Origin of the sequence: Gallionella capsiferriformans ES-2 (assembly GCF_000145255.1) — a bacterium.
Lineage (GTDB): Bacteria > Pseudomonadota > Gammaproteobacteria > Burkholderiales > Gallionellaceae > Gallionella > Gallionella capsiferriformans.
This window is the reverse complement of sequence record NC_014394.1, coordinates 1,968,576-1,988,821: the sequence shown is the minus strand read 5'-3', so window position 1 is coordinate 1,988,821 and position 20,246 is coordinate 1,968,576. Positions and strand designations below refer to the sequence as shown.

The 20,246-nt window shown below is 53.3% G+C and carries 13 protein-coding genes; 9 read left to right on the top strand and 4 right to left on the bottom strand.

The window, feature by feature from the left end; genetic code table 11:
* Window positions 1–87: 87 nt before the first annotated feature.
* From GALF_RS09115 to GALF_RS09100, 4 genes are all read left to right on the top strand, one after another.
* Window positions 88–1,314: a pyridoxal phosphate-dependent aminotransferase gene (locus GALF_RS09115; protein WP_013293765.1), complete on the top strand. Its 1,227-nt coding sequence runs from the start codon at window positions 88–90 to the stop codon at window positions 1,312–1,314.
* Window positions 1,315–1,401: 87 nt separating this feature from the next.
* Window positions 1,402–2,715, top strand: coding sequence for a homoserine dehydrogenase (locus tag GALF_RS09110; protein WP_013293764.1), 1,314 nt, complete (start codon window positions 1,402–1,404; stop codon window positions 2,713–2,715).
* 40 nt (window positions 2,716–2,755) lie between these two features.
* A complete protein-coding gene (gene thrC / locus GALF_RS09105; RefSeq protein ID WP_013293763.1) occupies window positions 2,756–4,204 on the top strand; it encodes a threonine synthase in 1,449 nt (482 codons plus the stop codon).
* Between the two features lie 18 nt (window positions 4,205–4,222).
* Window positions 4,223–5,128: an AEC family transporter gene (locus tag GALF_RS09100; protein WP_013293762.1), complete on the top strand. Its 906-nt coding sequence runs from the start codon at window positions 4,223–4,225 to the stop codon at window positions 5,126–5,128.
* A gap of 86 nt (window positions 5,129–5,214) precedes the next feature.
* Here GALF_RS09100 and GALF_RS09095 read toward each other — a convergent pair whose 3' ends face one another.
* Window positions 5,215–5,907, bottom strand: coding sequence for a hypothetical protein (locus GALF_RS09095; RefSeq protein ID WP_013293761.1), 693 nt, complete (start codon window positions 5,905–5,907; stop codon window positions 5,215–5,217).
* A gap of 880 nt (window positions 5,908–6,787) precedes the next feature.
* Window positions 6,788–9,814, bottom strand: coding sequence for a GTP pyrophosphokinase (locus GALF_RS09090; RefSeq protein ID WP_013293760.1), 3,027 nt, complete (start codon window positions 9,812–9,814; stop codon window positions 6,788–6,790).
* A gap of 346 nt (window positions 9,815–10,160) precedes the next feature.
* Here GALF_RS09090 and asd point away from each other — a divergent pair, with 346 nt between their 5' ends.
* The 4 genes from asd to GALF_RS09070 are packed head-to-tail and all read left to right on the top strand — an operon-like array spanning window position 10,161 to window position 15,797.
* Window positions 10,161–10,997, top strand: a complete 837-nt coding sequence (gene asd, locus GALF_RS09085) for an archaetidylserine decarboxylase (protein ID WP_013293759.1) — start codon at window positions 10,161–10,163, stop codon at window positions 10,995–10,997.
* Window positions 10,994–11,596 (top strand): SAM-dependent methyltransferase, encoded by a 603-nt coding sequence (locus GALF_RS09080; protein WP_013293758.1) that lies wholly within the window; start codon window positions 10,994–10,996, stop codon window positions 11,594–11,596. Before asd ends, GALF_RS09080 begins: the two co-directional genes overlap by 4 nt.
* A gap of 23 nt (window positions 11,597–11,619) precedes the next feature.
* Window positions 11,620–12,720: an efflux RND transporter periplasmic adaptor subunit gene (locus tag GALF_RS09075; RefSeq protein WP_041938045.1), complete on the top strand. Its 1,101-nt coding sequence runs from the start codon at window positions 11,620–11,622 to the stop codon at window positions 12,718–12,720.
* A complete protein-coding gene (locus GALF_RS09070; RefSeq protein ID WP_013293756.1) occupies window positions 12,717–15,797 on the top strand; it encodes an efflux RND transporter permease subunit in 3,081 nt (1,026 codons plus the stop codon). Before GALF_RS09075 ends, GALF_RS09070 begins: the two co-directional genes overlap by 4 nt.
* A gap of 287 nt (window positions 15,798–16,084) precedes the next feature.
* Here GALF_RS09070 and trxC read toward each other — a convergent pair whose 3' ends face one another.
* Window positions 16,085–16,519, bottom strand: a complete 435-nt coding sequence (trxC, locus tag GALF_RS09065) for a thioredoxin TrxC (RefSeq protein ID WP_013293755.1) — start codon at window positions 16,517–16,519, stop codon at window positions 16,085–16,087.
* Between the two features lie 43 nt (window positions 16,520–16,562).
* Window positions 16,563–17,396, bottom strand: coding sequence for a carboxylating nicotinate-nucleotide diphosphorylase (nadC, locus tag GALF_RS09060; protein WP_013293754.1), 834 nt, complete (start codon window positions 17,394–17,396; stop codon window positions 16,563–16,565).
* 126 nt (window positions 17,397–17,522) lie between these two features.
* Here nadC and clpB point away from each other — a divergent pair, with 126 nt between their 5' ends.
* Window positions 17,523–20,108 (top strand): ATP-dependent chaperone ClpB, encoded by a 2,586-nt coding sequence (clpB, locus tag GALF_RS09055; RefSeq protein ID WP_013293753.1) that lies wholly within the window; start codon window positions 17,523–17,525, stop codon window positions 20,106–20,108.
* Window positions 20,109–20,246: the final 138 nt, after the last annotated feature.

Sequence of the window (20,246 nt, the reverse complement as noted above, 5' to 3'; positions counted from 1 at the left end):
GAGCGAAGCGACTATGTTTCATGGGGAATGCCCTTGTTGCATTGCGGACATATTTAACCACTTACCAATCAATACTAAATTTAAACAGTGAAACCAATTTTAAAATCCACCAAGCTGGCTAACGTATGTTACGACATTCGCGGGCCGGTTATGGAGCGCGCCAAGCAGATGGAAGAGGAAGGGCAGCGCATCATCAAGCTGAATATCGGCAATCTTGCGCCGTTCGGTTTTGAAGCGCCTGAAGAGGTTCAGCAGGATGTGATTTTGAATCTGCCCAACTCGTCCGGTTATTCGGACTCCAAGGGGATGTTCGCCGCCCGCAAGGCGATCATGCACTACTGTCAGTCCAAGAAGATCATGGGCGTGGGGCTGGATGATATTTACATCGGTAACGGGGCGTCGGAACTCATTGTGATGGCGATGCAGGGCTTGCTCAATACAGGTGACGAAGTGCTGGTGCCGGCGCCCGATTATCCGCTCTGGACGGCCGCCGTGACATTAGCTGGCGGTACGCCGCGTCATTACATTTGCGACGAGGCCAATGAGTGGAATCCGGATATGGATGACATGAGGTCCAAGATCACGCCAAATACGCGCGCGATTGTGGTCATCAATCCGAACAATCCGACCGGCGCTTTGTATTCCGATGAAATTCTGCAGCAGATCATCCAGCTGGCGCGCGAGCATCAACTGATCGTTTTTGCCGATGAAATTTACGACAAGGTGCTGTATGACGGTGCAACGCATACGTCCATGGCGTCGCTTGCCGATGATGTATTGTTTGTGACCATGAACGGCCTGTCGAAAAATTACCGCGCTTGCGGCTACCGCGCCGGCTGGATGGTAGTGTCAGGGCAGAAAAAACACGCGCAGGACTACATCAACGGCCTGACCATACTCGCTTCGATGCGTCTGTGTTCTAACGTTCCCGGTCAATTTGCGATTCAAACCGCGCTGGGCGGCTATCAGAGCATCAACGATCTGGTCGCACCCAACGGCCGCCTGTGCAAACAACGCGATCTGGCCTACAAACTGCTCACCGAGATTCCCGGCGTTACCTGCGTTAAACCCAAGGCGGCGTTGTATCTTTTTCCGCGTTTGGATCCGGAAATCTATCCGATCGAGAACGATCAGCAGTTCATCCTTGAATTGCTGGAAGCCGAGAAAGTGCTGGTTGTGCAGGGCAGCGGATTTAACTGGAAATCGCCTGATCATTTCCGTGTGGTGTTTTTGCCCAATGCAGATGATTTGACAGACGCGATCGGGCGCATCGCGCGCTTTTTGGAACACTACCGCAAGACACACGGCAAATAATACAGTCGCTAGTCTGTAGTGCCGGTCGTTAGTTAAAACGGCGCGCCTCCAACTAGCAACTCACGACTAACGACTAGGAACTAATTTATGAAACCAATCAACGTAGGACTCTTAGGTATCGGCACCGTAGGCGGCGGCACATTTACCGTATTGCAGCGCAACTGTGATGAAATCACCCGTCGCGCCGGTCGTCCGATCCGCATTGTGGCCGTGGCGGATAAAAATCTGGAACTGGCAAAGCAGGTAACAGGCGGCGCATGTCGTCTGACCGATGATGCGTTCTCGGTGGTGACTGACCCTGAAGTGGATATCGTGATCGAGTTGATCGGCGGCTATGGCGTTGCCAAGCAGCTGGTGATGCAGGCCATCGAAAACGGTAAACATGTGGTCACGGCCAACAAGGCGCTCTTGGCGACCCACGGCAACGAAATTTTCAAGGCGGCACAGGACAAAGGCGTGATGGTCGGTTTTGAGGCTGCGGTTGCAGGCGGCATCCCCATCATCAAGGCGGTGCGTGAAGGCTTGACGGCCAATCGCATCGAGTGGATCGCCGGTATCATCAACGGCACGACCAACTTCATTTTGTCGGAAATGCGCGACAAGGGGCTCTCTTTCGACACCGTGTTGAAAGAAGCGCAGCGTCTGGGTTATGCGGAAGCGGATCCAACTTTCGATATCGAAGGCGTGGATGCGGCACACAAGATCACGATACTGGCATCTCTGGCTTTTGGTATTCCGATGCAGTTCGACAAGGCTTACATCGAAGGCATTTCCAAACTCGATGCGGTCGACATCAAATACGCAGAACAACTGGGTTACCGCATCAAGCTGCTGGGGATAACCCGCCGCACGGATGAGGGCGTCGAGTTGCGCGTGCACCCGACGCTGATTCCGGCTAAGCGTTTGATTGCAAATGTTGAAGGCGCGATGAACGCGGTGCTGGTACAGGCCGATGCGGTTGGCGCTACCTTGTATTACGGCAAGGGCGCAGGAGCGGAACCGACTGCCAGTGCGGTGATCGCGGATCTTGTGGATATCACGCGCATGCATACGGCGGATCCTGAAAATCGCGTCCCTCACTTAGCATTCCAGCCTGATGCGATGGTCGAATTGCCGATGCTGGCGATGGATGACGTTACCACCAGTTACTATTTGCGTCTGCGTGTCGCGGATAAGACCGGCGTGCTGGCCGACATCACGCGCATTCTGGCGGATGAGCAGATCTCGATCGACGCGGTGATTCAGAAAGAGCCGGCGGACGGCGAAACTGAAGCCGATCTGATCATGCTGACCCATCAGACGCGCGAAAAATGCATTAAGGCGGCGATCGTTAAGATCGAAGGTTTAGGCGTGGTAACAGGTCACGTAACCAAGCTGCGCATGGAAGAACTGGGTAAATAAACAATTGCTCTCTCACGCGAGAGATGAGGTCGCCTTCTAAATGAAATACATCTCCACACGCGGGCAGTCGCCTGCCAAGACGTTTACCGAAATCCTGCTGGCAGGCCTGGCGCCCGATGGCGGATTGTATCTGCCTGAGGAATATCCGCAGGTCACGCGCGCTGAGCTCGATGCATGGCGCACGCTGTCCTATGCGGATCTGGCGTATGCGGTGCTGTCCAAGTTTGCCACTGACATTCCGGCAGCGGATTTGCAGGCGATCGTCGCACGAACCTATACGGCTGACATCTATAACAACGGTCGTGCAGATTCTGACTTTTCCCAGATTACCCCGTTGCGCACCCTGGTGCCGGGCGTGCATATACTCGAATTGTCCAACGGGCCGACGCTGGCGTTCAAGGACATGGCGATGCAGCTGCTGGGCAACCTGTTCGAATACGCGCTGGACAAGCAGCATCAGGAGCTGAATATTCTCGGCGCGACCTCGGGCGACACCGGATCGGCTGCCGAATACGCGATGCGGGGAAAACGCGGCATCCGTGTGTTTATGCTCTCGCCGAACGGGAAAATGTCGGCCTTCCAGCGCGCGCAGATGTATTCGCTGCAGGATGAGAATATCCACAATATCGCGATCAACGGCATGTTCGACGACGCGCAGGATATGGTCAAAGCCGTGTCCAATGATCACGCTTACAAGGCCGCTCACAAGATTGGCACCGTCAATTCGATCAACTGGGGGCGTGTGTCGGCGCAGATCGTGTATTACTTTAAGGGCTATTTCGCGGCGACCCAATCGAACGACGAGCAAGTTGCGTTTTCCGTGCCGTCGGGCAATTTCGGCAATATCTGTGCAGGTCACATCGCGCGCATGATGGGATTGCCGATCGGTCAGCTGATTCTGGCCACCAACGAAAACGATGTATTGGACGAATTTTTCCGCACGGGGGCTTATCGTCCGCGCGGCACAGATCACACCTATCAGACCAGCAGCCCGTCGATGGATATTTCCAAAGCGTCCAATTTCGAGCGTTTCGTGTACGATCTGGTCGGACGCGATGGCGAGAAGGTGCGGGAATTCTGGAGCCGAGTGGATGCTGCCAGTTCAACAGATACCGCTGCGTTCGACATCAAGGGAAGTGACTGCTGGCACGAGCTGGCAAAGTTTAAATTCTCGTCGGGAAAAAGCACTCATCTGGATCGCCTCAAAACGATCCGTGAGTTGTGGGAAGAGTACGGCGTGATGGTGGATCCGCATACCGCAGATGGGCTGAAGGTCGGCCTTGAGCAGCGCCGTCCCGGTCTGCCGCTGATCTGTCTGGAAACAGCACTGCCCGCCAAGTTCGAAGAAACCATCGTCGAGGCATTGGGGCGCAAACCTGAACGTCCGGAGTCGATGATGGGAATCGAAGAACTGCCGCAAAAAGTCGAGGTGATGGATGCGGATGTGATGCAGCTCAAGGCATTCATTTCTGCGCACATCCCTAATTGATCGGCACCTGACAGAGGCATGAACAATCTGCTGCTGCTCGTCCTCTGTTTTGTCGCAGGTATGCTGCTGCGGTATTTTCGACGCATGCCGGACAATGCGCCGGCAACGCTGAACAGTTTTATTATTCACGTGTCATTGCCGGCCTTGTCGCTGCTGTACATTCATCGGCTGACACTCTCGGGCGATATTCTCCTCACAGGCTTGATGGCTTGGCTGGTGTTCGGGCTGTCGGCAGGCTTTTTCTATTTTGTCGGGCGCTGGCTGAAATTACCGCGAGCCACCACAGGCGCGTTAATTCTGGTGGGCGGTTTAGGCAATACCTCGTTTTTCGGTCTGCCGATGGTGGAGGCGTTTTACGGGTCCTCGGGCCTGACCACCGCCATTATCGCCGATCAACTAGGCTCCTTCTTTGCCTTATCTATTCTGGGCATCACCGTGGCGGGTATTTACTCATCGGGGCGTCCGACGGCGATGCAGATTTTCAAGCGCATCGCCTTGTTTCCGCCTTTCATTTCATTGGCGATTGCTTTGCTGCTGATACCAGTCGAGTATGCCGACTGGTTTACCGTGTTACTCAAACGCTTAGGGGATACACTGGCGCCGTTGGCTTTGCTGTCGGTCGGTCTGCAACTGCGCCTCGGACATGTCAGCGAGCACAAGCGCAATCTGGCGCTGGGTTTAGGATTTAAGCTGATTCTGGCGCCGCTTGCCGTTTTGCTGCTGTATGTGCCGATACTGGGTGCGCACGGTCAGGCGATTCAGGTCACGCTGTTTGAAGCCGCGATGCCGCCTATGATTACGGCGGCTATTGTCGCCGCCGAGCACGATCTGGATCCGCCGCTGGTGAATCTGATGGTCGCGGTAGGACTGATTGCGTCCTTCTTCACCCTCACCGGGTGGTGGTGGCTGATGCGGGGTATATAGATGGTTAAGTAAGTGTGCCGGAATATGCTCTAGGCACACTTTTAATTGGCGACAGTCAGACTGTCTTATATACATCGCAGAAAAAATTATGAGCTGACGGCCTTGATGCTTACGACATCGCTCCATTGGCCGACCTGTGCATCATGCAAACGATAAATGGCCTTGTATTGCCAGTTAACGCCGGTGCCAGCAGCAGGGAGCGGTGTGTCATCAAGGGTGTCAGGCTCGGTGTTGATAGTGAAAAATGTAAAGCCGTTGCCATCCCCTCTATCTACATGGATTTCAATCGCAGCGGCCTGGCCTTTAGTCCATGCAATAACCGGATGACCGGCATTGAACTTAACGCTTAAAGCGGGTTTCAAGCTTGCCGTATCAAGCACGATTGCGGCCCCTATAATATGTAAATCCTGTCCGATTGCGGTGGTGTAATTTTTATGCGCCTTGATGCGTGCCACCAGAGAAGAGAGTCGCGCGGTAGCGCCGGGTGTGATGATTTGTGCGGGATTCGGTACGATAGCGGGTGCGGTAGGCCAGCTCGTATCGCCGCTGTCGCCCTCCCAGAGCAGATGCATGTAAGCGGTACATTGGTGCCCAAAACTTTGCGCCTGATGCTTCAGTGTGTGAGCGAGGCGCAGGTTAATCGCATCGTTTTTCAGAGCCTCCATGTCAGCATCACTGATTTCAACCGTGCTCTGGTACTTCGGAGAAATAGCGGCCAGATGTTCCAGTAGTTCGAGTTTCGCTGTTTCGTTTTGCGGCATGTAAGTGGCATTCGGCATGTGAGTAACTCCCTTGATTGATGACGCGGTTAACGCTGCGAGTAAATCCTGCTTTTTAGAGCCATTTTTTTGTGCTGGAAGCTTCCTGTTGATTGCTCTGAACTTCTTGTCAACCTCTCGCGGGTTGCGAGCGAGAGGTGTGAAATTGTTTTTAACCGGTGCTATGTTCCCAGCGAATGCTATGCGGTACCCACCGAATGAAATGTAATCGCTACCGAACGCTATTCCGTGCCCGTCGAATGCGATGATCTCTTCACCGAATGTTCTGCCGTGTTCACAGAAGAATATGTGGGTTACACAGAATGGTGCGCGGTGTCGGCAGAGGGGTGTAACTTGCCTGTCAACCGCTGCAGCCGAGCCTTCAATCGAGCTATTTTGCAGTCCGGGTCATGCTGAAAATCTCTGCAAATCCTGAGCGCAGACGATAATGGCAAGTCAACAACGAATCAATATGTCTGATGGGCTATGTATTTCGGTCTATTGCGAGAATGCGGGTTAATAACACACAACAGAGTGACGGCGCGCTGCATAGTCAGTATCGAGCTGGTGCATTAAATAGATGCGCATAGTACAAGTGCGAGGAGCGCAGGGGAGCTGGATCTGCCTGCGCGATGAGGAATGGCGATTTTTCCGCTATTGCCTGACTTGGTGTTCATTTAAATGAAAATCCCTGCCCCGTGCGTGACGGTCTGCTAATGAGCAAACAATTTTCAATCCTGTATATCTGCAATCGAGACACAGCAGTCAGTTAGGATACTTCATTTATTCTGTTTAAAAATTCAAAAGTTTATGCTACTAACTTATTGATTAGGTTGGCGTTATTGCAGGATATATACCTGGAAAGAACAGCATGTATTTTCTTCCAAATACTCTAAAATTTTTATGATTCCCCATTGCCATCGGAACCGAGGTCGACATCAAACTTGCGACGTCTCATTTCGATGCGTTCATCAGCTCGCTTTTGCTCTGAAGCAATGCGGACATCTAACTCCGCAGAATGAGCCTCGGCAAAATTGCGGACTGCCAAGCGTGGATCATCCACCCATGCCAATATGGATTGTTTTTTTGCTCGATATGCGTCGGCAAATCCAAACTCCCCCATTACCACGCCAGTCTTGTCGAAACAAATTTCCACCCTGTTTAGTTTTGAATCGTCCTGAGAATAGCGATCCACGATTCGTTTGAGAACTTCGTGAGTGGAAGGCTCTTCATTATAGTTTTGCATAACATCTAACACAAAATCTGCATCGGTATCGTTGCCGTTAGTTACTAGGTTAGCCAACGCCTGCGCAAAAGTCTCAGCACAGTGTGGAAATGCCGAACTTAGTAGGCGTCCACCTCTGTATTGAAATATTTCTTTATCTTGAGCAAACCAAGTGCGTCCGAATGATATTGCGAGTGAGACGTCTCGCGAGAGTTGTTTTTCAAGTCCACCAAATCCATATGGTATGGCTTCGTATTTATCATCTTCTCCTTTATCTGCCTCGTAGATTAGCCGGTCGCCGAAGTACTTCCAGACAGCTTGGAGGTGATGCTCGGCAATCAGCTCAAGCAGCCTTTCAGAGTCGAACTCGATTCGCGGTGCTGGGACAAGGTTTTGCAATAGGAGTGAGGCGTCATCGTCAGACAAGTGCTTAAAGAAGTCTGGTATTTCCCCCAAAAACCAAGCCCCATGCACCCAACGCGCGTCCTTGCTTTCTGTCAGGTAAACCAACGCGGGGCGGAAGAGGTCATTGCTTGGTGGAACTCTTTGGCTCCCGCTTTCTTCCATCGAAAAGAGCATGCATTCGATAACTGCAATATTGTCTTTAGCGGCAATCGCCTTCCTGAGAACTTCGAAAATCAGCGAGGGCTGCGCTGGCTTTGAATTTCTCCAATGTCTTGCCAGCGCTGTTAGTTGTGTCCCTTGTTCTATAAACCTTGCCACCACACGCAGGTAAATATCCTCATTACCGCTTTGAGCTAGCCCATCAAGAAAACCCGGCAAGAAATTAAGAAGGTTCTCTGTTGCAGCCTCAAGGTATCTATCAACAACCGCAGGCTTTGTTTTCGACAGAGCCACAACAAAGGTAACGAAGGTTGGGAAGGTAGCCAAGTCGTTTGACTTGGTAAGAGCACATCGCTCCATGCACGCAAACCATTCAGCTTCGTTTTCGGCAATTATGGAATTCACAAACTGGTCTATTTGTTTTTTTCGATACTTCTCGACTTCTTGGTAGTCGAATTTATTATTGATCCAATGTTGTGGAAAGACTGCCTCGTACCCCACGAGCGTCTTATAACGCACAAAATCATCGTTCGTATTTATGCGGTCACGAAATGCCTCGATAGCGCCGATGAGTGCTTGGGCTTCAGCTTGGCAATTGAACTTGCCTCCTTCGTCATTAGCAAGTTGGGGAGTACGTCGATAATTCCACAGAAGCTTATGCTCGACATGTTCCAGCAGTTCATAGGAAAGCGTGTCAGACGCTCCTATATAAAAATCGACTATTTGCTTTGAATTGACAAGGGTAAGCGCCATCAATTCATTGGAGTATGCAGCTTGATGGGGCAACTGTGCAGCGGCATCCAAGGCGGATAAAACATCCCTTTTCTCCTTGTCTGTTTGCGCACTTTGAAAGAGGTCGAATAGACCAGCGATAGCCAGACCTCGTATCTGTTTTAGCGTGTCCGATACAGGCAAGGCTCCGGTTTGCCATGTCACTGAATCGGCTGACCAAGTCGTACCCGAGATGTCTCCGGCTAATAGTTCGCGCCATGCAGTTATGATTAGTGAGCGGAGGGATGCTTGTCTCTCTGGCTTCATTTGAGAAAGCATATTTGCCAGAAACTGCTGAATTTGTGGCCCAACTTGATTCCAAGTTTTAAACTCGTATTCGGATAGGCGCTTTACACTATCCAGAATTTGTTTACGCACATCAGCGTCTGACTCCGCCTCAAATAGTTCGCAGTAAGCGTTGAATGTTTTCTCAATATTTACATATCGAAGGTAATCAAAAATCTGAACGATGACACGCAATACATCAGTTGAGCTCTTACCTTTAAGCTTACCGAATGGCGTGTCGATTTGCTCGTCTGGTGTTGATCGCGCCAGTTTGGCACTTTCGAGTAATGGTTCGTACAGATCACTGAAAATCGCCGCGATGTCGTCGTAATTGGGTAATGCGACTTCCTTTAGAGACACGAGAAGATCGTATCGCTCGTTGTTATTCTTTGCACTGAGTAGCGATGCAATAGCGCCTCTGTCGAAAAGCTTCTTGCCTTGTTGAAGCCGCTCGTAATCATGCTGAACTCGCTGAAACTCGTAGCCAGCTGGCATCAGATACGTGTCCATGATGTTGTTGAAGCGTTTGGAAATGGACTCCATTGCCTTGGAGCCAAACCCGGCATGCGGACGATCCTTGTAAAGAATATCGTGTGAAGTTTCAGACCATGCATGATTCAAGATGGTGTGGATTTGAATTTCACAGCGCAATTTTTTGAACTTTGCATATTCCGGAAGCTTGGCGCGCTCTTCTTTCAGGCTTACGACATAGTGTATTGCTTGGTATCGCGTGCCCTCATTTTCTTTCGTAGGGTGGTGAATCTTAGTGGCCTGCAAGTCAATCTCGAAATTCTCGAAAATAAGGCGAGATGCTAAAAACCTATCAACGTCAGTATTTGTGTAAAAGATCAGTCGGATCCCAGCGAGGTCCTTTCGATCCTCTTCAATGTTCTGCGACTCAATCAAGCCTACTTCCTCAAGGCGATCTTTCAGTCTGTCCGGCGCTTTTGCTCGCGCTTGAATTGACTGAAGGACAGGCAAACCGCCAGTAGCGGCTATTGCCTTCTCTATAATGAACCGCACGGTCTCTGCATATTCGGTGTAGAGCGAAAAGTACCGTTTTTCGTAATCATCAAAATTCATGCCGCGCCCTTGGCCTAATGTTGCTTTTAATATCAATCGAAAATGAAATGTCTTGGGGAGAGTTGTATCGGCTACCTATTGAAAATTGAGTGGCTGCTATTGGCGCATTGTTGCTTGTCACGATCGTCAGCTTTGTGCCAACCTTTTCATAATTGCTGACGAAATCCAAGGTGGGCAATAAATTTGTGCTGTACATTATGTGTCTCGAATGCTTTCGGCGCTATTGGAAAATTCTGATTTTGCAAGGGATTTTCGCTTTATATGGAATCAAGCGGGCATAGCTAAAAATTTTTACCAGCATGATTGGGTATAATGCGCACCCGATATAAAAATCAGACAGGCTACCGTGTTCGATCGTCTCGCAGTTCTCTTGCAATACCTTCTTCCAAAACAGACTCTGACCGAAATCGCCGGAAAAGTCGCCAGTGCGCAGGCCTCATGGACGCCCTCGTTGATCAAGTGGTTCATCGCACGTTACAACGTGAACATGGCGGAAGCGGCCAATCCCGATGTGCAGAGTTATGCCACTTTCAATGATTTTTTCACACGCGCCTTAAAGTCTGATGCGCGTCCTTTGGCGTCGGCTACCTATGTTTGTCCGGTCGATGGCGCGATCAGCCAGTTCGGAGCGATTGAAAATGATCAGCTGTTTCAGGCGAAAGGTCACACCTATTCGACGACCGCGCTGGTCGGCGGCGATGCTACGCTGGCGGCACAGTTTCAGGACGGCAGCTTTGCCACCATCTATCTGAGTCCTCGCGATTATCACCGCATCCACATGCCTTGCGACGGACGCCTGACGCGCATGATCTATGTGCCGGGCGATCTGTTTTCGGTGAATCCTGTGACCGCGCGCGGCGTGCCGGGTTTGTTTGCGCGCAATGAACGGGTAGTGTGCGTCTTTGATACCGCGCAGGGTGAGTTTGTTTTGACGCTGGTCGGTGCGACCATCGTCGGCAGTATGGCGACCGTCTGGCATGGCGTGGTTAATCCGCCGCGTACCGGCGAGGTGCGTGAATGGCGCTACGACGATCAGCAAATTAATCTGAAAAAGGGCGATGAAATGGGGCGCTTTTTGCTAGGTTCCACGGTCGTGATGCTGTTCCCGAAAGACACGTTGAAATTTAACGCGCAATGGGCGCCGCAGCTGCCCGTGCGCATGGGCGAGGGGATGGGATTATGAGCGTATGGAATGCGCGTTATGCGGGTGAGGAATATCATTTTGGCACCGAGCCGAATGCCTTTTTAGTCTCGCAGCAGAACCGTCTGCAACCCGGTACGTCCTGTCTTGCCGTGGCGGACGGCGAAGGGCGTAACGGCGTGTGGCTGACTGAACAAGGTTTGCAGGTTTTATCGGTGGATAGTGCCAGCGTGGCGGTTGAAAAGGCGCGCGCGTTAGCGCAACTGCGCGGCGTCAAGATGGACTGTGAATTAGTCGATTTGGCGCACTGGGACTGGCCGGAAAGTCGTTTCGATCTGGTTGCCGGTATCTTTATACAGTACGCGAATCCGGCTGCGCGCGAACAGCAATTTGCAGGCATCAAACGCTGCTTAAAACCCGGCGGGCTGTTGCTGCTGCAAGGCTATACGCCGCGCCAGCTGGAATATAAAACCGGCGGGCCTTCTGCTGCGGAGAATCTGTATACGGAGGCACTCTTGCGCGATGCGTTTGCCGATATGGATATTCTGCATCTGACAGAACATGACAGCGAACTATGTGAAGGCGCAGGCCATTGCGGCATGTCGGCGCTGATCGATCTGGTCGCGCGTAAACGCACCTGACTATCGGGAATACGGAGAGTACTTTGAGTGCATTGAAATCGAATAAAGTCCGCTGGGCGATGCTAGGCGTGGTCTTGGTGGCAGGCGTGCTGGTGTTGCATCGTGCGCCGGCTGAAAAAGGCATCCCCCAGTCTGCTAAACCCGCACTGACAGTGGTCACGACCACGTTGAAATCGGCACAGTGGCAGCAAACGCTGCAGGCGAACGGCAGCATCGTGGCGTGGCAGGAGGCGATCATCGGATCGGAAATTACCGGCGTGCGCATCGCAGACGTGCGGGTGAGCGTGGGCGACGAGGTTGTGCGCGGACAGGTGCTGGCTACGCTTGCAAACGATACTTTGCAGGCAAATGAGGCTGAGTCTCAGGCAGCCTTGCGGGAGAGCGAGGCCGTGCTGGCTGATGCATCGGCCAATGCCGCGCGCATACGCAAACTGTTTGAATCGGGTTTTGTCAGCGCGCAGCAGGCGGGACAGGCTGTGACGCTGGAAAATACGGCGCGCGCCAAACTGGACGCGCAACGCGCCCGTCTGAAGGTCAGCGCACAACGACTGGCGCAGCAAAATATCACCGCGCCAGATGCGGGGGTGATTTCAGCGCGCAACGCCACGGTGGGCGCGATCACGCAGCCTGCTGCGGAACTGTTCAGACTGATCCGTCAGGGCAGGCTGGAATGGCACGCCGATGTGACGGCAGACGAGCTGGGGCTGATCAAAAAAGGCATGAAAGTCGAATTGACTACGGCGCAGGGTAAGCCGGTGCAGGGGGTGGTGCGCGCGGTATCGCCTGCGATCAATCAGCAGACGCGCTACGGGCAGGTGCTGGTCAATCTGCCGGCTGATTCGGAACTGGTTGCAGGTATGTTTGCCAAGGGAGTATTTCTCGCAGGTGAAAACACGGCAACGGTATTGCCTCAGTCGGCCGTACTGTTGCGTGACAATTCAGCGTTTGTGTTCGTGCTTGGGGCCGATTCCCATGTTGCGGCGAAAAAAATTATCACCGGGCGACGTCAGGGCAATCTGATTGAGATTGTCAGCGGACTCTCGCCTGAGGTGCAGGTGGTCGAATCGGGTGGGGCATTTCTGGTCGAGGGTGATCTGGTGCGTGTAGCAGGACGCGCTCAATGAACGTTTCAGCCTGGTCGATCAAAAATCCGATACCCGCGATACTCGCGTTTGTACTGTTGACGCTGGCGGGCTTCATGGGCTTTTCGGCCATGAAGGTCCAGCTGTTTCCCGACATCGATTTGCCGATGATCACGGTGACCACCACTTTGCCCGGCGCATCGCCCGACCAGATGGAGGCGGAGGTTGCGCGCAAGATCGAAAATGCACTAGTGGGCGCGCAAGGTTTAAAACACCTGTACACCCAGGTTAAAGAGGGCGTAGCGATCGTGTCGGCCGAATTCAGGCTGGAGCGCGACTCTCATGCGGCCTTGGAAGATGTGCGTTCAGCCGTCACGCGGGTGCGCAGCGATCTGCCGCGCGAAATCAACGAGCCTGTCATCAGCAAGGTCGAGATTTCAGGTAAACCCATACTGACTTATGCGGTCACCGTGCCGAACATGAGCGAGGAAGAATTGTCCTGGTTCGTCGACAACAACATGACGCGGCTGATGCTGGGCGTGAAGGGCGTTGGTGCGGTCAGTCGGGTGGGCGGCGTGACGCGGCTGGTGCGTGTAGAGCTTGATCCGGCCAAACTGCTTGCACTCAACCTGTCGGCGGCGGATGTGTCCGCAAGGCTGAAACTGATCGAGCAGGAAGCACCCGGCGGGCGTATGGATATTGGCGGCATGGAGCAGGCCGTGCGTACCGTCGCAACCGTGCAGACAGCCGAGCAGCTCGAACAGATGACGCTGAGCCTTAAAGACGGTCGCAGCATCAGACTGGGCGAAGTGGCAACCGTTCGTGACACCATCGCGGAGCGCCGTCAGGCGGCGATGCTTAACGGAAAATCTGTGGTGGGTTTTGAGATCATGAGATCGTTGGGCTCTAGCGATGTCGAGGTGTTCGATGGTGTGACCGCAGCGCTCAACAAACTGCAAGCCTCACGACCCGATGTGCATACTGAAAAGGTATTCGATACCGTCGAGCGGATTTCAGATGCCTACCGGGGCTCGATGGAGATGATCTTCGAGGGAGCGTTGCTGGCGGTGATCGTCGTGATCTTCTTTTTGCGCAATACCCGTGCAACGGTCGTCGCCGCAACGGCTTTGCCGCTGGCCGTCATTCCGACCTTTGCCGTGATGTATCTGTTCGGCTTTTCCATCAACGTGATTACCTTGTTGTCGCTGTCGCTGGTGGTGGGGGTGCTGGTGGACGATGCGATTGTCGAAATCGAAAACATTATGCGCCATCTGGAAATGGGAAAAACACCCTATGAGGCTGCAATGGAGGCAGCCGATGAGATCGGTATGGCGGTGATTGCGACCACTTTCACGCTGGTCGCGGTGTTTTTGCCAACCGCCTTTATGAGCGGCATTCCGGGACGCTTCTTCGTGCAGTTCGGCTGGACCTCCGCGATTGCCGTGCTGTTTTCCTTACTGGTGGCGCGCATGCTCACGCCGATGATGTCGGCCTATTTGTTGCGCCCGCGGTTGCCCCATGCCGAACCCGCGTGGATGGGCATGTATCTGACATGGGCCAGCTGGTGTCTTGCCCACCGCAAAACAACGCTATTGGTTACGGCGATTTTTTTTGCGGGGTCATTAGGCCTTGCCGGTACGCTTGAAAAGGCGTTTCAGCCCAAAGACAACCAGTCACAAACTCAGGTGTCTTTGACGCTGGCCCCGGGCAGCAATTTTGACAGTTCGCTCGCGATGACCGAGCAGGCGCGTCAAATTCTGATTAAAAATGCCAACGTGACACTCGTGTATGCGGCGATCGGCGGCGGCTCTGCGGCGGGTAATCCGTTCGAGCCGGGCGGGGTTTCCGAAGTGCGTCGTGCGACTTTGTCGGTTCAATTGAAACCCATGGATCAGCGTCCTGCCAAGCAGAAGATCGAGGCCGAACTGCGCGATGCACTGTCGGTCTTGCCCGGGGTGCGTGTCAAGGTGGGGATGGGCTCATCGGCCGATAAATACCAACTGGTGCTGTCCTCTGAAAACGGCGAGTTGCTCAATGAGTACTCGATCAAGGTGGGGCAGGAGTTGCGCACGATACCGGGCGTGGGCAATGTGGTATCCAATGCCGGATTGTTGCGCCCCGAGATCGTGGTGCGTCCGGATTATGCGAAAGCGGCGGATCTGGGGGTGACATCCAGCGCCATTGCCGAAACCCTGCGGGTGGCAACCAATGGCGATTACGATCAGGCGCTGGCTAAACTCAATCTGCCCGACCGGCAGTTGGCGATCGTCGTGAAGTTGCAGGATGAGGCAAGACAGAATATCGCGCTGCTCTCACGTCTGGTCGTGCCGGGCGCCAAGGGGCCTGTGATGCTGGGTAATATCGCCAGCATCGAGATGAATGCGGGGCCGGCGCAAATTGACCGTTATGACCGGCAGCGCAATGTGACCTTCGAAATTGAACTGGCGGGGCAACCCTTGGGCAAGGTGCAATCGGCCGCGCTGGCGTTGCCGTCAATCCTGACGTTGCCCGCCGGGATCGAGCTGGCACCGATAGGGGACGCCGAGGCGATGAAGGAACTGTTTGCAAGCTTTGGTCTGGCGATGGCGACCGGTGTTTTGTGTATCTATATCGTGCTGGTGCTTCTGTTCAAGGACTTTATGCAGCCGACCACGATATTGGCCGCGCTCGTGCTGTCAATACCCGGTGCGTTCTTAGCGTTATTTCTCTCGCGCACTGCGCTGTCGATGCCCTCGATGATCGGTTTGATCATGTTGATGGGGATCGCGACCAAAAACTCCATACTTTTGGTTGAATATGCAATCATTTCGCGCCGCGAACGGGGCATGAACCGGGGAGATGCGCTGCTCGACGCCTGTCGCAAACGCGCGCGTCCGATTGTGATGACGACGATGGCAATGGGGGCGGGCATGCTGCCGGTCGCGCTCAATCTCGGCATGGGGGATGGTAGCTTCAGAGAGCCGATGGCAATCGTCGTGATCGGCGGGCTGATTACGTCAACCTTCCTGAGTCTGCTGGTCGTGCCGGTCGTGTTTACCTATGTGGACGATGTCGTGCAGTGGCTATCACGTCGCTTTAAACCTGCTCAGCGTGAGGCGGAAAAGGGATCCGCCGTTTGATATTACCGGGTTAGCTATTGCGGGGCGACTATGAAAAAATGGGCAACCCGAAGATTGCCCCAAGGAGGAGAGATAAATTGCATACCTCTGTGAATTTCAAGTGAAGTTTCACCGCAGATTTTGCAAAATACGGTGAAAAGTGCGGATGGAAATCCGTCCCTCTCTTAAAACCCACTGTGAGGATGATGCCATATCGGCAAAAAATAAAATGTCGGCCAATGCCGTTATTTTTTGTAGGATAACTCCTGTTTTGTATTCTTTTAGCTCATCTATGAGTCGGCTGGACTTTAAAGTTTTGCGCGGGCCCACTGGACGATCCCGTTTACATCCATTGCGCCTGCCTGGCGAGCTATTTCGCGGCCATTTTTGAACAGCGCCAGGGTGGGGATGCTGCGGATGTTGTATTGAGCAGCCAGTTCCTGCGCCTGCTCGGTGTCCAGTTTTGCAAGCCGCATCCGGGGTTCGAGTAACGCTGCCGCTTTTACAAAAGCCGGCGCCATCATCTTGCAAGGTCCGCACCAGGGCGCCCAGAAATCGATCAGCACAGGAATATCGCTGCGCCCGATATGGCGGTTGAAATTTCCTGCATTGAGTTCGACCGGATGCGCGTTGAACAGCGATGCCTTGCATTTTCCGCAGACCGGGTTTTCCGTTAATTTGTCGCCAGGTACCCGGTTTATGCCGTCGCAATGCGGGCAGACGATGTGCAAAGATTCAGTCATGATTTTTTCCTAAAATATTTTGCCACTTCCCACTTCCCACTTGCTACATAATTCGCATCGATAAATCCAGCGCTTCGATATCTTTGGTCAGTGTGCCGATCGAAATGCGGTCCACGCCGGTTTCGGCGATTTCGCGCAAACCCGATAAGGTGATGCCGCCGGAGGCTTCCAGTTCAGCGCGCCCACGGGTGTGTTCTACGGCAAAACGTAATGCGTCGAGATCAAAGTTGTCGAGCAGGATCAATTTTGCGCCGGCATTCAGTGCTTCATCAAGTTGCATCATGTTTTCCACTTCGATTTGTACTGATACGTCAGACTTAGCGAGTTTGAAAGCCGCATCCAAAACAGCCTTGATGCTGCCTGCTGCTGCGATATGGTTTTCCTTGATCAGGATGCCGTCAAAAAGCCCGGCACGCTGATTGTGTCCGCCGCCGACCGTCACTGCGTATTTTTGTGCATGGCGCAGTCCGGGCAAGGTTTTTCGCGTATCCATAATTTTGACATTAATGCCGGCCACCGCATCGACATAGCGGCGGGTGTGCGTGGCGGTCGCGGACAGCGTCTGCAACAGGTTTAGTGCGCTGCGCTCTCCTGTGAGCAGCGCGCGCGCGTACCCTTCAATTTCACACAGGGTTTGCCCGGGACGGAGTGCATTGCCATCTTTTGCGTACCATGTGATGACACAGGCCGGGTCGAGCGCCAGAAAGCATTCGTTAAACCATGCGCTGCCGCACAGGATGCCGCTCTGGCGTGTGATGACCTGAGCACGAGCGCGGGCCGTTGCAGGCAAGAGTTGTGCCGTTAAATCGCCGTCGCCGATGTCCTCATCGAGCGAGTTTTTGACATTGTTCTGAATGTGAGAGGTTAGATTGTTCATAGGTGCGGCAAGTAACAGTATTGTCCGATAAGGTAGCGTAGTATAAGCGTTCATCGTGCAGACTTGAAATTGTTACTCTCTCCCCCCACCTGCGCATTAACTGAATTGTTTATCAAGGAGAGCATTATGCGTTTCGACAAATTTACTACCAAGTTGCAGCAAGCACTGACCGATGCACAGAGTCTGGCAGTCGGTTCAGATTCTCAGTTTATCGAGCCGCAGCATTTGTTGCTGGCGATGTTGAACGATGCCGACAGTGGTGCCGGATCGCTGCTGGCTCGTGCAGGGGGCAATGTCAACGCCTTGAAAGTCGCATTGACCGATGCGGTGTCACGTTTGCCTAAAGTGGAAGGACACGGCGGCGAAGTTCAAGTGGGGCGCGATTTGTCTAATCTGTTTAACTTGACCGACAAGGAAGCGCAGAAGCGCGGCGACCAGTTCATTGCCAGTGAAATGTTTTTACTGGCCGCAACGGGCGATAAGGGTGAGACAGGGCGCTTGCTAAAAACCCACGGGGTTGCGCGTGCACCGCTGGAGCAGGCGATTGCTGCGGTACGCGGGGGCGAGTCGGTCGGCTCTCAAGAGGCTGAAGGGCAGCGCGAGTCGCTTAAAAAATATACGGTCGATCTGACTGAGCGCGCAAGACAGGGAAAATTGGATCCTGTGATCGGGCGGGATGACGAGATTCGTCGCGCGATACAGGTGTTGCAGCGCCGCACCAAAAACAATCCGGTGCTGATAGGGGAGCCGGGTGTGGGCAAGACCGCCATTGTCGAGGGACTCGCGCAGCGCATTGTCAACGGTGAAGTGCCCGAATCCTTAAAGAACAAAAAGGTGCTAAGTCTGGATATGGCAGCACTGCTGGCAGGCGCTAAGTATCGCGGTGAATTTGAGGAGCGTCTGAAAAACGTGCTCAAAGAGCTGGCGATGGATGAAGGGAAAACGATCGTCTTTATCGATGAATTACACACCATGGTCGGCGCGGGTAAAGCGGAAGGTGCGATGGATGCGGGCAATATGTTGAAACCTGCACTGGCGCGCGGCGAGCTGCACTGTGTGGGTGCGACAACGCTCGATGAGTATCGCAAGTATATTGAGAAGGATGCCGCTTTAGAACGTCGTTTCCAAAAGGTGCTGGTAGACGAGCCATCGGTTGAATCGACTATCGCGATTTTGCGCGGGCTGCGCGAGCGTTACGAGCTGCATCACGGCGTGGATATCACGGATCCTGCCATCATCGCTGCCGCGGAACTCTCCAACCGCTATATCACCGACCGCTTCTTGCCGGACAAGGCGATCGATCTGATCGACGAGGCGGCCGCGCGCGTGCGTATGGAGATCGACTCCAAGCCTGAAGTGATGGACAAGCTGGAGCGCCGTTTGATTCAGCTCAAGATCGAACGCGAAGCGGTTAAGAAAGAAAAGGACGAGGCATCTAAAAAGCGCCATGCGCTGATCGAAGAGGAAATCGCCAAATTGAGCCGTGAATATGCCGATCTGGAAGAAATCTGGAAGGCTGAAAAGGGCGCAGCACAAGGCACGGCGCAGTTGAAGGAAGAAATTGACAGGGTGCGCGCCGAAATCGTCCGTCTGCAAAGGGAAGGGAAACTGGAAAAAGTGGCCGAATTGCAATATGGCCAGTTGCCTATGATGGAAGCAAAGCTCAAAGAAGCGGCGCAGCGCGAAGCTGAAGGGGGCGTATCAAAGAATAAACTGTTGCGCACTCAGGTGGGAGCTGAAGAAATTGCCGAAGTGGTGAGTCGCGCGACCGGCATTCCTGTCTCCAAGATGATGACGGGTGAGCGCGACAAGCTGCTCAAAATGGAAGACAAGTTGCATGAGCGTGTCGTGGGGCAGGATGAGGCGGTGCGGCTGGTGTCGGATGCGATCCGCCGTTCGCGCTCTGGTTTGTCCGATCCTAATCGCCCCTATGGTTCGTTCCTGTTTTTAGGTCCTACCGGTGTCGGCAAGACCGAACTGTGCAAGGCACTGGCAGGTTTCATGTTTGACTCTGAAGATCATCTGATCCGCATCGATATGTCCGAATATATGGAGAAACATTCGGTCGCGCGTCTGATCGGTGCGCCGCCAGGTTATGTCGGCTATGAAGAAGGCGGTGGCTTGACCGAGGCCGTGCGCCGCAAGCCCTATTCGGTGATTCTGCTCGATGAAGTCGAAAAGGCGCACCCTGACGTGTTTAATGTCTTGCTGCAGGCGCTGGACGACGGGCGCATGACCGACGGGCAGGGGCGCACGGTGGACTTTAAAAATACCGTGATTGTGATGACCTCCAATTTAGGTAGTCAGATGATCCAGCAGATGTCGGGTGATGATTATCAGGTGATCAAGCTTGCGGTGATGGGTGAAGTCAAAACCTATTTCAGGCCGGAGTTTATTAACCGCATCGATGAGGTGGTGGTGTTTCATGCGCTGGATGAGAAGAATATCAAGTCCATCGCGGGCATCCAGTTGCAGTATCTGGAAAAACGTCTGGCGGCGATGGAGATGAAGCTGGCAGTGAGTGAGTCAGCTTTAGCTGAGATTGCGACTGCCGGGTTTGATCCGGTGTATGGTGCAAGGCCGTTGAAGCGTGCCATTCAGTCGCAACTGGAAAATCCGCTGGCTAAACTGATATTGGAAGGGCGTTTTGCCGCAAAAGATACGATACAAGTAGATTGCCGGGGCGGCGTGATGAAATTCGAGAAGGCTTGACGGGCCGCGTGAACGATCGGGTATTAGCTCATGAGCTAATACCCCTTTATCTGAATTTGATTTATAGTGAGCCCCTATCCCCGAAATTTATCGTGTCTCTAACCTTCGGTTGTTAATTTTAGGTTAGTCGTTCAGCAC

Coding starts and splice junctions, on each gene's coding strand:
- GALF_RS09110 (WP_013293764.1), top strand. CDS start 1,402: ATGAAACCAATCAACGTAGGACTCTTAGGTATCGGCACCGTAGGCGGC.
- thrC (WP_013293763.1), top strand. CDS start 2,756: ATGAAATACATCTCCACACGCGGGCAGTCGCCTGCCAAGACGTTTACC.
- GALF_RS09100 (WP_013293762.1), top strand. CDS start 4,223: ATGAACAATCTGCTGCTGCTCGTCCTCTGTTTTGTCGCAGGTATGCTG.
- GALF_RS09095 (WP_013293761.1), bottom strand. CDS start 5,907: ATGCCGAATGCCACTTACATGCCGCAAAACGAAACAGCGAAACTCGAA.
- GALF_RS09090 (WP_013293760.1), bottom strand. CDS start 9,814: ATGAATTTTGATGATTACGAAAAACGGTACTTTTCGCTCTACACCGAA.
- GALF_RS09080 (WP_013293758.1), top strand. CDS start 10,994: ATGAGCGTATGGAATGCGCGTTATGCGGGTGAGGAATATCATTTTGGC.
- GALF_RS09070 (WP_013293756.1), top strand. CDS start 12,717: ATGAACGTTTCAGCCTGGTCGATCAAAAATCCGATACCCGCGATACTC.
- trxC (WP_013293755.1), bottom strand. CDS start 16,519: ATGACTGAATCTTTGCACATCGTCTGCCCGCATTGCGACGGCATAAAC.
- nadC (WP_013293754.1), bottom strand. CDS start 17,396: ATGAACAATCTAACCTCTCACATTCAGAACAATGTCAAAAACTCGCTC.
- clpB (WP_013293753.1), top strand. CDS start 17,523: ATGCGTTTCGACAAATTTACTACCAAGTTGCAGCAAGCACTGACCGAT.